The sequence below is a fragment of the Clostridium sp. YIM B02551 genome, assembly GCF_022324735.1.
In the GTDB taxonomy this organism is placed as follows: domain Bacteria; phylum Bacillota; class Clostridia; order Clostridiales; family Clostridiaceae; genus Clostridium_T; species Clostridium_T paridis.
In genome coordinates this window covers 109,565-122,622 of the sequence record NZ_JAKGTF010000014.1, presented here as the reverse complement: position 1 = coordinate 122,622, position 13,058 = coordinate 109,565, and the positions used below count along the sequence as shown (strand labels likewise).

General features: G+C 30.4%; 13 protein-coding genes. 7 read left to right on the top strand and 6 right to left on the bottom strand.

Annotated elements, in window-relative coordinates; translation table 11 throughout:
- The first annotated feature begins 14 nt into the window (after nt 1–14).
- The 4 genes from L1S47_RS16765 (at nt 15) to L1S47_RS16750 (ending at nt 2,844) form a co-directional block, all read left to right on the top strand.
- The gene (locus L1S47_RS16765) at nt 15–599 is read left to right on the top strand and encodes a nitroreductase (RefSeq protein WP_238885013.1); all 585 of its coding nucleotides are present in this window, start codon (nt 15–17) and stop codon (nt 597–599) included.
- Nucleotides 600–615: 16 nt separating this feature from the next.
- A complete protein-coding gene (locus L1S47_RS16760) occupies nt 616–1,515 on the top strand; it encodes a Gfo/Idh/MocA family protein (protein ID WP_238885011.1) in 900 nt (299 codons plus the stop codon).
- A 100-nt stretch (nt 1,516–1,615) separates the two neighbouring features.
- On the top strand, nt 1,616–1,993 hold the full coding sequence (locus L1S47_RS16755) for a transposase (RefSeq protein WP_238885009.1): 378 nt from the start codon (nt 1,616–1,618) through the stop codon (nt 1,991–1,993).
- Nucleotides 1,960–2,844 (top strand): IS3 family transposase, encoded by an 885-nt coding sequence (locus L1S47_RS16750; RefSeq protein WP_238885055.1) that lies wholly within the window; start codon nt 1,960–1,962, stop codon nt 2,842–2,844. Before L1S47_RS16755 ends, L1S47_RS16750 begins: the two co-directional genes overlap by 34 nt.
- Nucleotides 2,845–2,924: 80 nt before the next feature.
- Here L1S47_RS16750 and L1S47_RS16745 read toward each other — a convergent pair whose 3' ends face one another.
- Entirely contained in the window at nt 2,925–4,673 is a 1,749-nt protein-coding gene (locus L1S47_RS16745) for a ferredoxin hydrogenase (RefSeq protein WP_238885007.1), read from the bottom strand.
- A 439-nt stretch (nt 4,674–5,112) separates the two neighbouring features.
- On the opposite strand from L1S47_RS16745, the gene L1S47_RS16740 reads away from it, so the two are divergent.
- Both L1S47_RS16740 and L1S47_RS16735 read left to right on the top strand, forming a co-directional pair.
- Nucleotides 5,113–5,592 (top strand): metal-dependent transcriptional regulator, encoded by a 480-nt coding sequence (locus L1S47_RS16740; protein ID WP_238885004.1) that lies wholly within the window; start codon nt 5,113–5,115, stop codon nt 5,590–5,592.
- Nucleotides 5,593–5,701: 109 nt separating this feature from the next.
- Entirely contained in the window at nt 5,702–6,973 is a 1,272-nt protein-coding gene (locus L1S47_RS16735) for an Nramp family divalent metal transporter (protein ID WP_238885002.1), read from the top strand.
- A 28-nt stretch (nt 6,974–7,001) separates the two neighbouring features.
- Here the strand turns inward: L1S47_RS16735 and sufU are convergent, their stop codons facing one another.
- Genes sufU through sufC form a run of 5 tightly spaced genes read right to left on the bottom strand, consistent with a single transcriptional unit; the run spans nt 7,002 to nt 11,899 of the window.
- Nucleotides 7,002–7,427, bottom strand: coding sequence for a Fe-S cluster assembly sulfur transfer protein SufU (gene sufU, locus L1S47_RS16730; RefSeq protein WP_202766514.1), 426 nt, complete (start codon nt 7,425–7,427; stop codon nt 7,002–7,004).
- On the bottom strand, nt 7,414–8,634 hold the full coding sequence (locus tag L1S47_RS16725) for a SufS family cysteine desulfurase (RefSeq protein WP_238885000.1): 1,221 nt from the start codon (nt 8,632–8,634) through the stop codon (nt 7,414–7,416). The genes sufU and L1S47_RS16725 overlap by 14 nt, the downstream gene beginning before the upstream one ends.
- Nucleotides 8,627–9,718, bottom strand: coding sequence for a SufD family Fe-S cluster assembly protein (locus L1S47_RS16720; RefSeq protein WP_238884998.1), 1,092 nt, complete (start codon nt 9,716–9,718; stop codon nt 8,627–8,629). Before L1S47_RS16720 ends, L1S47_RS16725 begins: the two co-directional genes overlap by 8 nt.
- Nucleotides 9,719–9,729: 11 nt before the next feature.
- Nucleotides 9,730–11,136 carry a Fe-S cluster assembly protein SufB gene (gene sufB / locus L1S47_RS16715; RefSeq protein WP_238884996.1) on the bottom strand — a complete coding sequence of 469 codons (1,407 nt, stop codon included), beginning with the start codon at nt 11,134–11,136 and terminating at the stop codon, nt 9,730–9,732.
- Between the two features lie 10 nt (nt 11,137–11,146).
- The gene (gene sufC, locus L1S47_RS16710; RefSeq protein WP_238884994.1) at nt 11,147–11,899 is read right to left on the bottom strand and encodes a Fe-S cluster assembly ATPase SufC; all 753 of its coding nucleotides are present in this window, start codon (nt 11,897–11,899) and stop codon (nt 11,147–11,149) included.
- Nucleotides 11,900–12,206: 307 nt separating this feature from the next.
- Here sufC and L1S47_RS16705 point away from each other — a divergent pair, with 307 nt between their 5' ends.
- Nucleotides 12,207–13,049, top strand: coding sequence for a patatin family protein (locus L1S47_RS16705; protein WP_238884992.1), 843 nt, complete (start codon nt 12,207–12,209; stop codon nt 13,047–13,049).
- Nucleotides 13,050–13,058 lie beyond the last annotated feature (9 nt).

The window sequence follows — 13,058 nt, the reverse complement described above, 5'->3', positions numbered from 1 at the left end:
GGGGAAAAGAAATAATGAATGAAGTAATAGAAAATATTTTAAGTAGAAGAAGTATCAGAAAATATTTAGAAGATCAAATTTCAGATGAAGATTTAAGCATCATTTTAGAAGCTGCAAAACATGCTCCAAGTGGAGGAAATTCTCAAACCTGGCATTTTACTGTTCTTCAAAATAAAGAGAAGCTTATGGAATTAAATAAATATGTAAGAGCTGCCTTTGAAAAATTAGAAGTTAATGAAAATACATATAGAAGTATACGTTCAGGCAAAGTTGCGGCAAAAAATGAAGCATACAGCTTTTATTATAATGCACCTACATTAATTATTGTAACAAATGAACGCAATTATGGAAATGCTATGGCAGATAGTGCATGTGCAATTGAAAATATGCTATTAGCTTCTAATGCACTTAATTTAGGCTCATGCTACGTAAATCAATTAACTTGGTTTGGGGACGATAAAGATTTAAGAAAATTATTGATTGAGCTTGGAGTACCAGAAACCCATAAAGTATGGGGGGCCATAATTGTAGGTTATAGAGATGGAGATATGCCGAAAGCAGCAAAGAGAAAAGAAAATACAGTAACGATAATAAAGTAGTGTTGAGGGAGAAGTTATGAAGATTGGAATTATAGGTTTGGGTGACATTGCTAAAAAGGGATATTTACCAGTACTATCTGAAAAAGAGGGTATTGAATTAGTGTTATGCACTAGAAACAAAGACACCTTAAAAAGACTGTCAAAAAAATATAGAATAAGTGAATGTGTTACTAAGGTAGAAGAATTAATAGATACGGGAGTAGAAGGTGTATTTGTTAGTACTGCTACTGAAGCTCATTTTGAGATTGCAAAGAAGTTACTGCAAAATGGAATACATGTATATATCGATAAGCCAATATCACTAAATTTTAACGAAACTCAAGAAATAGTTAAATTAGCAGAAGAAAGTAAAAAAATTGCAATGGTTGGATTTAACAGAAGGTTTGTTCCAATGATTAAAGCATTAAAAGAACATGGAAAAGCTGATATTATAATAATCCAAAAGAATAGAATTAAGCAGCCAGATTACACACGAAGATTTATAGTTGAGGATTTTATCCATGTAGTTGATACGCTAAGGTTCCTAATGGATGAAGAAGTAAAGGATATAAGTGTCAGATATTTAAGAAAGGGAGAATTACTTCATAATGTAATTATTGAACTGATAGGAGAAAGTTGTACAGCAATTGGAATTATGAATAGAAATAATGGTGTTACTGAAGAGGTAATAGAATATATGACTGCAGGTGATAAATATATTGTTGATAATATAATTGAAACAATGCATTTTCATGATAAAGAGAAAGATATATTAAAATTCGGTGATTGGGAGCCGACATTATTTAAAAGGGGATTTTATCAGATAGTAGATCACTTTATAGATTGTATAGAAAAAAATAAGATACCAAACCCATCAATTTCAGATTCTTTAATAACTCATGAAATATGTGAAAAAATAGTAATGAAAATTAAATAAAATAAAGCAGTCCCTATCAGATGAACTTGTAATATTAAAGTAGACATACAAAAAGTATGCCTACTTTTTTGTTATAATTTAAATAAAAGGATGTGATTTTATGATAAATGGAAGACCTAAAGGTGGTAAGAATCGAAAATGGAGCAAAGAAGAAAAACTTAGAATTGTAAAACGTTATTTAGATGAAGGTATTGGTAGGATACCTTTAGCTAAAGAAGAAAATATAGCTAGTGGGCTACTATACACTTGGATAAAGAAATATTTGGATTACGGTGAAGAAGGTTTAGAAAACAAGCGAAAGACTGGCAATCATTTTGCAGCACTTACTAATAGTAAATCTTTAACTGAGGTAGAAATGTTACGTCTAATTATTGCTAAGCAAGAGATAGAGATTGAACGTCTAAAAAAAGGTTATCAAGTGAAAGGAGATGGTGTAAACAAGGAATTCGTTACTATAAAGAATGCGAATTCGAAATAATTTATTCTCTAAAGAATAAATATCCGATAGAGTTCCTGTGTAGATTAATGAGAGTTAATCGTTCTGGGTACTATAAATGGTTATCAAATAAGAATTCTTTAAACAGGTATGAAAAGCTTAGAATAGACTTGACTAATTTATTACAAAAAGCTCACCAGAAGCATAAATCATATGGATATCATAGGCTAGCTACTATCGTACGCCGTGAAACGGAACTGATTTTTTCAGATAATCTTGCTCATAAGTGTTGTAAGTATGCTGGAATTAAAGCGAAAATACGTCATTATAAATATAAAAGAAACGGAGAGGAACATAACCTATATCCCAATCTTATTAGAGGAAAATGGAATGCATCTAAACCTTTAGAGATAGTTGTTTCTGATATGACATGTATTAAACATAATGGACAAACATATGAGTGGACATATATGCTAGATACCTTTAATAATGAAATTATTGCATATGATATTTCGCAACAAACAGCTGATAGGCGACCTTACTTTAAGTGTTTAGATTTATTAAAGAAGAGAATTAAGAAACAGGAAACTAAGACAATCCTCCACACAGATCAAGGAGCTGTTTATTCCTCAAGGGCATTCTATGAAGCACATAAGGATTATAATATTACTCGCTCAATGTCTCGAGCAGGAACGCCTACCGATAATCCTATTATCGAGGCAATTAATGGATGGATTAAAGCCGAGATGAGAATTGACTTTAAACACTGTAAAGATATGAATGTATATGACTTTATAGATAACTATGTAAGTTACTATAATTATGAAAGACCAGCTTATGCATTAAAATATAAAACCCCTATTCAATTTAAAATTGAACAAGGGTTTAGTTAATTCTGCCTTTTTTGTATGTCTACATATTGTTGACAAGTGCACCTATCAGAGACTGCTTTATTTATGTATTAAATTACAGTTTAGCTACTTTGTTCTTCTGTTTTAGCGTTCTTATATTTCATATGTAATAGTTTGTGAGCAAGTCCTTTTCCAGGTTCACCCATATAAGACTTGTACATATTTAATAAAGCAACATTTTCGTGTGATTTTCTTTTTTTAAGATTTTTATCTTGATTGTATAATACAGAAGCTCTAACAGTTTTTATATCAACAGTATTTCTTAAAGCAGAGCTTACGTGAGGTTGTCCACCACCATTTACACATCCACCTTCACATGCCATAACTTCTATAAAATGATATTGTTTGTTATAAAGCTTGTCTGAATTCATGAATTCGAATAGATTAGCAGAGCCATTGATAACTGCTATGTTATAGTTGTTTCCATCAATTTCAACAGTTGCTTCTTTTATTCCTTTAAGTCCTCTTACTTGTTCATATTCAATATCAGCTAAATCTTTATTTTCAATAAAATCTTTTGCTGTTCTAAGAGCAGCTTCCATAACTCCACCAGTTGCTCCGAATATAACGCCGGCTCCAGTATACTCACCCATTGCTGGATCAACTTCGCTATCTTCAAGCTTAGCAAAATCAATCTTTAGTTCTTTGATCATTTTGCCAAGTTCTCTTGTAGTTAAAACAGCATCAATATCTCTTAAGCCGTTAGTTTCCATTTCAGGTCTGTCAGCTTCATATTTCTTAGCTGTACATGGCATAATTGTTACAGTGAATATATTCTTTGGATCTATATCTACTGTAGTTGGATAGTATGTCTTACTTGCTGTTCCAAATATTTGTTGAGGAGACTTAGCAGATGAAAGATTCTCTAACATGTCTGGGAAATAATTTTCAACTTGTCTAACCCAACCTGGACAACATGAAGTAAACATAGGGAATGGTCCACCTTGTTTAATTCTTTGAGCAAGTTCAGTAGCTTCTTCCATTATAGTCATATCTGCGCCAAAGTTAATATCAAATATTTTATCAAAACCTAGTTGTCTTAATGAAGTGTATAGTTTTCCAGTTACATCCACACCGAATCCCATGTTGAATAATTCACCCATAGCAGTTCTTACAGATGGAGCCATAGCAACTATAACATGTTTATTTGGATCAGCTATTGCTTCTTTAACTCTATCAATGTGGCTTTTTTCAGATAAAGCATCAACTGGGCAAGCTATAACACATTGTCCACATAATAAACAATCTGTATTATCAAAGCATTGATCATTTTCAGTTCCAATTACTTTTTTACCATCTTTTTCAATAAATTTAATAGTACAAGTGCTTGTCTTATTTTCACATGCACCAACACATCTACCGCAAAGTACACATTTTGTTCTATCAATAACAATAGATTTACTTCTATCATCAACATATTCAGACTTATCAGCAACTACGAATGGTTTTGAAGCTCTTGCTTTATGTTTTATTACAAGCTTTAAGAACTCACAATTTTCTCTTCTTTTACAAGGACCACATTTAAATTCATGGCTATCTAACATAGTTGATAGTCTCTCTTTAATATGGTTCTCAATTTTTTCTGAAGAAGTAGATATAACCATACCATCTTCAGCCATAGTATTACATGCTGTTGCAAGGTCATCTCTTCCTTCGATTTCAACTACACAAACACCACAAGTTCCAACGTCGTTACAATCTTTTAAAAAGCATAGTGTAGAGATATCTATTCCATTTTTTTTAGCTAAGTTTAAAATAGTAATGTCTTCATTAGTTTCTATCTTTGTTCCGTTAATAAGTATATTTTTCATATTCGCACCTCAATTGTAAAATCATTTTTTCCATAATCATCTAAAAATCTGCTTAGATGAAGAGTTGTGAATTTTTTAACCAATTCATTCTACCAAATATACTGGGGTACTACAAGTAAGTAATTATTAATATTTCAAAATATTTACTATTATACCGTTTACATTTATTCAAAATTAATTAATATATTCTGGAAATAAAAAAAGACATTACCTACTTATAAAATATACTTAGTAGATAATTGGAGTTTTATCTTCAAAGCTTTAACTTTTATAGTATTGGTAATATATTAACTGAATTATTTATCTTATATTTAACTTCTTTAATTTTAGGAATAGATATAAGCATATCTGTAATAGTGAGAATTATTATTATAATAAATAAATATTATTAAGCTATTTTTAATATAAATAAATGAAGTACTTTTTAGGATGTGTTTTTATGGAATCAGAAGAAAAATTTTATACAGTAAGAGGGTATCAATTATTAAAAGAGAACAAAGAAATAATAACTTCAGGTATGGAGGATTATTTGGAGATGATATATAGACATGGAGCTAAAGAAGGGTACATACGTATTAATATTTTAGCAAAGCTATTAAATGTAAAACCTTCTTCTGTAACAAAGATGGTTCAAAAACTTTCATTGTTAGATATGGTAGATTATAAAAAGTATGGAGTAGTAATATTAACTGAAAAGGGAAAGGAATTAGGAGCATTTTTATTAAATAGACATAATATAATTGAATCTTTTTTAAATAATATGCAGGTAGATTCTTCACTCCAGGACGTGGAATTGATTGAGCATGATATTAATAAGAATATCTTAGAGAGTTTAAATCTATTAAATGAATTTTTTAAGGAATTTCCTAGAATAAAGGATGAGTTTGGTAGATTTAAAGAGAAATATAAAAAAGTTTGACGAGGGTAACATTTTTATACTTCTTGTCATAGTTTATATTAACTGATAAATTAGCCAAGGCTAAAACTTAATTGAGGAAAAACAATATAAACTAAAGGAAGTGCTAAAGATGGAAGTTAATACAGGAACTGCAGAAATAAGTAGAGTAACCTATAAAAAAGAGGGATCATTTCAAAAATTAAAGGGAATTTTAAAATATATTGGGCCTGCTTTTATTGTCAGTGTTGCATATATTGATCCAGGTAATTTTGCGACAAATATAAGTGGGGGATCTAAATTTAAGTATGAATTAATATGGGTAATCTTATGTAGTAATCTTATGGCAATTTTTTTACAGACTCTTTCTGCAAAACTAGGAATAGCTACAGGGTGTAGTTTGCCTGAGATGTGTAGCAGGGTATTCTCTAAAAAAGCTAATTGGGCATTTTGGATCATTGCAGAAATTGGAGCTATGGCTACAGATTTAGCTGAATTTTTAGGGGGAACACTGGGATTATATCTACTTTTTAATATTCCTATGATATATGCAGCTTTAATAACTGGAATATGTACATTTTTAATTGTATATATGGAGAAATATGGTCAAAAGATAGTGGAAGTTATTATTGCTACTTTTGTAGCAATAATTGGTGTTTCATATATATTTGAATTATTTTTAGCTAAACCACAGTGGGGACAAGTAGCAGTACATTCTGTAATTCCACAAATTTCTAGTGTGGATGCACTACTTATCGCTGTTGGAATGCTTGGAGCTACAGTAATGCCACATGTTATATATCTTCATTCACAGCTAGTTCAGCATAGAAGAAAAGATTTTTCAGAACAGGACAAAAAGTTACATCTAAAGATGGAAAAACTAGATATTGCCTTAGCAATGAACATTGCATTTATAGTAAATGCAGCAATGGTAATAGTTTCAGCAGCTGTATTTTTTAATAATGGGATAGTAGTAGATACAATCGAGCAGGCACAATATTCGTTGAAACCACTTTTAGGTGAATTATCTAGTGGAGCATTTGGAATAGCATTAATAGCTGCAGGATTTTCTTCTTCTGCAGTTGGTACAATGGCTGGTCAAACAATTATGAAAGGCTTTGTAAATTTGAGCATACCAGTAAATTTAAGAAGAATAGTGACAATGGCACCAGCAATTATAATTATTGCTCTTGGAGTTAATCCGATGAATGCACTTATTATAAGTCAAGTTGCATTAAGCTTTATATTACCATTCCCAATATTACAATTACTTAAGATTACAAATAGACAAGATTTAATGGGCAGTTTAGTTAATAAGAAATCAGTTAAGACCATTGGTATGATTATTGCAGGGATTATTATAAGTTTAAATATAGTTCTTTTGTATTTAACAATATTTAAGTAAGAAAAATCAGAGGTTATACCTCTGATTTTTATTGCTTAATTGCTTCTTGTAATGTATGCCAAGCTAAAACTGCACATTTAACTCTTGCAGGCATATTTTGAATATTTTGAAATGCCAAGGCATCTTCTAATTCCATTAACTCATCTTCATTATTTATTTCTCGTTTAATCATTCCAATAAATTTTTCAACTAGTGCTAAGGCTTCTTCTTTACGTTTTCCTTTTAGCAAGTCAATCATTATTGAAGCAGAGGCTTGAGATATAGCACAGCCTGTTCCTGTAAATGCAAGATCTTCAATAATATCTCCATTGTATTTTACAGCTAAAGTAATTTCATCACCACAAGAAGGATTATGACCTTTTTCAGTGACATCTGGATTTAATAATTCTCTTTTATTTCTTTTAGAATTATTATGCTCCATAATTAGTTCAGTATAAAGTTTATTCATGTCCATACCCAAATAACCTCCTAGCATATTCTAATGCATCTATCAGTTTATCAATGTCAGCTTTTTCATTATATATTGATAAACTTATTCTAATGGTAGAATTAATGCCTAAAAATCTTAGCAAAGGCTGTGCACAATGATTACCAGCTCTTACAGCTATACCTTTAGAATCTAATATTGTAGCAATATCATGTGGATGTATACCATCAACTAGAAAAGAAATTACAGCTATTTTCTTAGATGCTTCTTTTGGTCCAATTATTTTAATATAAGGTAAGGAATTTAATCTTTCTTGAGCATATTCTGTAAGTTCTTTATCAGTTTCTTCTATATAATCATAGCCTAAATCTTCAACAAATTCTAAAGCTCTTGTTAAACCTAGAACTCCTTCTACATGCTGAGTTCCTGCTTCAAATTTATGAGGAACCTCGTCAAAGGTAGTTTCTTGTTCGTATACATATTCAACCATATCACCACCAAACATGAATGGTGGCATTTCCTCAAGTAATTTTTTATCTGCACATAAAACTCCTATACCCATCGGTGCAAATATTTTATGAGGTGAAAAAGAATAAAAATCAGGAGTTAACTTTGATAAATCAGTTTTCAAATGAGGAAGTCCTTGAGCACCATCTATCATTACTTTAGCATTTAATTCATGTGCTCTTTTAATCACCTTATCAACTGGATTTACTGTACCTAAAACATTTGAAACTTGACCGATTGCTACGATTTTTGTTTTTTCAGTTAATTTATTTTTAATTTCCTCATCTGTAATTTCATAATCTTCATTCAAATAAAGATAATTTAGCTTAGCATTTTTAACTTTTGCGACTTGTTGCCACGGTATTAGATTTGAGTGATGCTCAGTAATTGCAATAAGAACTTCATCACCTTCATTTACAAAGTTTAACCCATATGAGTAAGCAACAAGATTAATAGCTTCTGTATTGTTTTTAGTAAAAATTACTTCATGAGAGGGAGGAAGGTTTAAAAATCTTTTGATTTTTTCTCTTCCTTCTTCATAAATCCTTGTAGATTCAATAGATATAGAGTAGGCTCCTCGATGAGGATTTGCATTTGCATTATTATAATATTCAGTTAGTGCATTAATAACACTATAGGGCTTCTGAGATGTTGCAGCGGAGTCAAGATATACTAAATTTTTATTGTTATTAAGTAGTGGAAATTGAGTTTTAATGTTGTTATGCATTTTTTAACTTCCTTTCAATAGTAGTAATAATATCATCTCTAAAGTCCGCTGGTAACTTATTAATAAGTGGAGTAAAGTGAGCTAAAATAAGTAGTTTTCTACTTTCTTCAATAGATAAACCTCTGCTCATTAAATAGAATAAAGTGCTCTCATCAATTTTTCCTGCTGAAGCAGCATGTTCTCCTTGAATATCATCTTCTCTAGATAGAAGTAGAGGAATTGAACTGTTCTTCACGTTAGGAGAAAGTAGCATTACATACTCTTCTTCCTTTCCAACAGATTTTGATGAGCCTTTTCTAAAATCTAAAGTTCCTCTGAATATTTTTTTGCTTTTACCAAGCAATGCACCTTTTGCATTGATTTCACTTTTAGTTTCCTTTCCCTTATGTACTATTGAGTAGTTGATATCAATAATTTTTTCATCTTCTCCAAGGTAAAGGGAATCTAAATTTGATATGCCTTTATTTTCATTTAAGAAGGAATTATAACTTGAAATTGAGTATTTACTTCCTAAATCTATTGAGCTAAAGTTAACTTCAGCATTTTCTCTAATCAATGAAAGCGCTGAGTTTAAGTTTATGCTGTTATTATTAAGCTTTTGAATAACAAATACATTGATTTTTGAGTTTTTATTTGCAATTATTTTTATAAGTCCATTATGATAACTTGATGATTTATTTAGGGAAGAGTAATTCAAAACTACTGTCGCGTCAGAATTCTCATCAGCAATAATTAAGTTGTTATCTATAATTGATTTATTATTATCATCAAATTCAAAGTTTAATATTATTGGTTCTGTAGTAGATTTTTTAATGTTTAAGAAAAAACCTAAATTATAATTTTCATTTATTTCTTTAATTACTTCATTTGAGATACCAAAAGTTTCATTCTTCAGTTCTAAAAGTTCAGGTGATTTTTTATTAGAGTAGATTAAATCATAGTTATCATTTTTTATATCACTATAGTTTCTACTAAGTTTAAGAACTTCTGGAATTGCAATATCTTTTAGTGACAAGTTATTTATTCCAAGCCAACGAAAAGTCTTTACCGGTATTTCATTTAAATTTTTTAATATTTCTGACATAAATACCCCTCCTAACCTATGGCTCCTTCTAGTTCTAAATTAATTAAGTTATTCATTTCAACTGCGTACTCAAGAGGAAGTTCCTTTGATATAGGTTCTACAAATCCTCTTACAATCATTTTTTTAGCTTCATCCTCACTTAGTCCTCTAGACATTAAATAGAAGATAGCATCATCAGATATTCTTCCGATTTTAGCTTCATGTCCGATATCTACCTCATCATTTTCTATTTGAATAACTGGAATAGTATCAGAGATAGACTCATTATCTAACATCAATGATTCACAGGAAACAGTTGATTTAGAATTTACTGCAGCAGGGGTAATTTTAACTACACCTCTATATGTTGCAATACCACCATTCTTTGAAATTGATTTAGAATTAATAGTAGAAGTAGTATTTGGTGCGGCATGAACAACTTTAGTGCCTGTGTCTAAGTTTTGTCCTGAAGATGCAAAGGTAATTCCGGTAAACTCTGAAGATGCACCTTCGCCTTTTAAAATACTCATAGGATATAGCATTGAAACTTTAGAACCAAATGAACCAGAAACCCATTCAATTTTACCATTTTTCTCTACAGAAGCTCTCTTAGTATTAAGATTCATCATATTTCGTGACCAATTTTCAATAGTGGAATATCTTAAGGTAGCTCCTTCTTTAACAAATAGTTCTACACAACCTGCATGTAAATTTGTAACATTGTATTTTGGAGCAGAGCAGCCTTCAATAAAATGAAGTTTTGCACCTTTTTCTACTATAATTAATGTATGCTCAAATTGACCTGCACCAGGAGAATTTAATCTAAAGTAAGATTGAAGAGGAATTTCAACGTTTATTCCTTCAGGAACATAAACAAAGGAACCACCGGACCATACAGCCCCATGTAATGCTGCAAATTTATGATCTTGGGGAGGAACTAGTTTCATAAAGTATTTCTTAACTATATCTCCATGTTCTTTTAGTGCAGTTTCTATATCAGTATATATAACTCCTTGTTTAACTAGATCTTCTCTTATACTATGGTAAACAACTTCAGAATCATATTGAGCACCAACACCAGCTAAGGAAGTTCTTTCAGCTTCAGGAATTCCAAGTAATTCAAAAGTATTCTTGATTTCGTCTGGAACCTCATCCCAAGTTCCTTTCATAGAAGTATCAGGTTTTACATATGCTACAATATTATTCATATCTAAATCGCTAATATCAGGACCCCAAGTTGGAACTTCAATTGAGTTATAAATGTCTAGAGCTTTTAATCTAAAATCTCTCATCCAATCAGGATCATCTTTTTCTTTAGAAATTGCTAAGATAACCTCTTTTGTTAATCCTTTTTCAGTTTTATAGCTGAATTTATCTTCATTCTTCACATCATAGATGCCTCTATCAACATCTTCTATGAATGTCTTTTTATTTTCCATATTTCTCACCTTACTTTTCTATAAGAGTTTTAAAACTACTGAAGCCATTTTCATTAATTTCATTAATTATTTCTTCTCCACCAGTTTTAACAATATTTCCATCTATTAAAACATGAACAAAATCAGGCTTTAAGTGTTCTAGAATCTTAGTATTATGTGTAATTATTAAAATTGAGTTATTTTCATTCTTAAACATTGAAACGCCTTCAGAAACAATTTTAACTGCATCAACATCTAGACCAGAATCAGTTTCATCAAGTATTGCAAGCTTTGGCTCAAGTAAGAGCATTTGAAGTATTTCGTTTTTCTTCTTCTCTCCACCAGAGAATCCAACGTTTAAATATCTTTCACTATATGATTCAGGAATTTTTAAAGAGTTCATCTTATTTCTTAACTTAAAGTTAAATGAGAAAGGGCTTATATTCTTATCTTCAATTGAACTTTTTGCAGTTCTTATAAAGTTTTCAACAGTTATACCAGGAACCGCCTCTGGACTTTGAAAAGATAAAAATATACCTCTTTTTGCTCTTTCATTAACCTTTAATTCAGTTATATCTTCACCTTCAAAAACTATGGATCCTTCGGATACTTCATATTTGGGATGTCCCATAATGGTATAGGCTAAGGTTGACTTTCCAGCACCATTAGGTCCCATTATTACATGAACTTCTCCTTTATTTATTGAAAGATTGAGAGACTTTAATATATCTCTATCTTGAACTTTTGTACTTAATGAATTTATTGTTATTAAGTTTTCTTTCATAAAAACACCTCTTAATTCCGATTAATTTACTCTGATTTATTTTTATATTATCACCCATAACTTTCTAAGTCAAGATATTAATAGTTGAAGTGGAGCTATAGGGTTTTTTATAGGAAACTTAACTTATACTTGTTTGAAACGAAAATGTCGGTATCTGGACATTTTCAGGCATGAATAAGTTAATAGTTGAACTTAAAACCCTATATCAGTTTCATTGCAAAATCTAAGTTTACATAATTTTAAGAGATTAATACGTAAAAATTTGGTATATTATATATAGACGCAGTATTTAGTAGGAGGAATAGTAATGAAAGATCATGCATTAATTTTAGAAGGCGGAGGAATGAGAGGAGTATATACTGCTGGTGTTCTAGAATATTTTTTAGAAAATGAGGTTAGATTTCCATATGTTATTGGAGTATCTGCTGGTGCCAGTTATGCTTTTTCTTATATTTCTGGACAGAAGGGTAGAAACAAAAGGATTTTTGCAGATTACATCAGGGATAAAAGATATTTAAGTTTAAGAAATTACTTAAAAGAAGGTTCACTTTTTGGAATGAATTTTATATATGATGTACTTCCAAATGAATTAGAAATTTTTGATTATAAAGCTTTTAAAGAAAGCGAATCTACATTTTATATTGGAGTTACTGATGTTGAGACAGGAGAAGCTAGCTATTATGAAAAAAATGAAGCAAGTGACCCTAATATGATTGTAAGAGCTTCTTCATCACTTCCAATAATTTCACCAATTGTTCATTATGAGGATAAACTATATTTAGATGGTGCATTAGCAGACCCACTTCCAATAGAGAAGGCAATTAAAGATGGTTATGATAAATTTGTTGTTGTATTAACAAGAAATGCTGGATATAGAAAGCCAAATTCAAAGGTATCTTTTTTTGTTAAGCAAAAATATAAAAAATACCCTAATCTATTAAAAGCTCTTGAAAGCAGAAGTGAAGTATATAATAGGCAATTAGAGTTAATAGAGAAACTTGAAAAAGAAGGTAAAGCCATAGTTATAAGGCCAAGCGAAAAACTTCAAGTAGAGAGAATGACTAAGAATAGAGAAAAGCTAATTAGTTTATATAAATTAGGTTACGAGGATTGTAAAAAAAATCCTATAATTGTCAAGATGCCTGAATAAGTTAGAAAA

What these genes read in the sequence shown, in the direction of transcription:
- L1S47_RS16765 (WP_238885013.1), top strand. Translation starts at nt 15, where the DNA reads ATGAATGAAGTAATAGAAAATATTTTAAGTAGAAGAAGTATCAGAAAA.
- L1S47_RS16760 (WP_238885011.1), top strand. Translation starts at nt 616, where the DNA reads ATGAAGATTGGAATTATAGGTTTGGGTGACATTGCTAAAAAGGGATAT.
- L1S47_RS16755 (WP_238885009.1), top strand. Translation starts at nt 1,616, where the DNA reads ATGATAAATGGAAGACCTAAAGGTGGTAAGAATCGAAAATGGAGCAAA.
- L1S47_RS16745 (WP_238885007.1), bottom strand. Translation starts at nt 4,673, where the DNA reads ATGAAAAATATACTTATTAACGGAACAAAGATAGAAACTAATGAAGAC.
- L1S47_RS16740 (WP_238885004.1), top strand. Translation starts at nt 5,113, where the DNA reads ATGGAATCAGAAGAAAAATTTTATACAGTAAGAGGGTATCAATTATTA.
- L1S47_RS16735 (WP_238885002.1), top strand. Translation starts at nt 5,702, where the DNA reads ATGGAAGTTAATACAGGAACTGCAGAAATAAGTAGAGTAACCTATAAA.
- sufU (WP_202766514.1), bottom strand. Translation starts at nt 7,427, where the DNA reads ATGGACATGAATAAACTTTATACTGAACTAATTATGGAGCATAATAAT.
- L1S47_RS16725 (WP_238885000.1), bottom strand. Translation starts at nt 8,634, where the DNA reads ATGCATAACAACATTAAAACTCAATTTCCACTACTTAATAACAATAAA.
- L1S47_RS16720 (WP_238884998.1), bottom strand. Translation starts at nt 9,718, where the DNA reads ATGTCAGAAATATTAAAAAATTTAAATGAAATACCGGTAAAGACTTTT.
- sufB (WP_238884996.1), bottom strand. Translation starts at nt 11,136, where the DNA reads ATGGAAAATAAAAAGACATTCATAGAAGATGTTGATAGAGGCATCTAT.
- sufC (WP_238884994.1), bottom strand. Translation starts at nt 11,899, where the DNA reads ATGAAAGAAAACTTAATAACAATAAATTCATTAAGTACAAAAGTTCAA.
- L1S47_RS16705 (WP_238884992.1), top strand. Translation starts at nt 12,207, where the DNA reads ATGAAAGATCATGCATTAATTTTAGAAGGCGGAGGAATGAGAGGAGTA.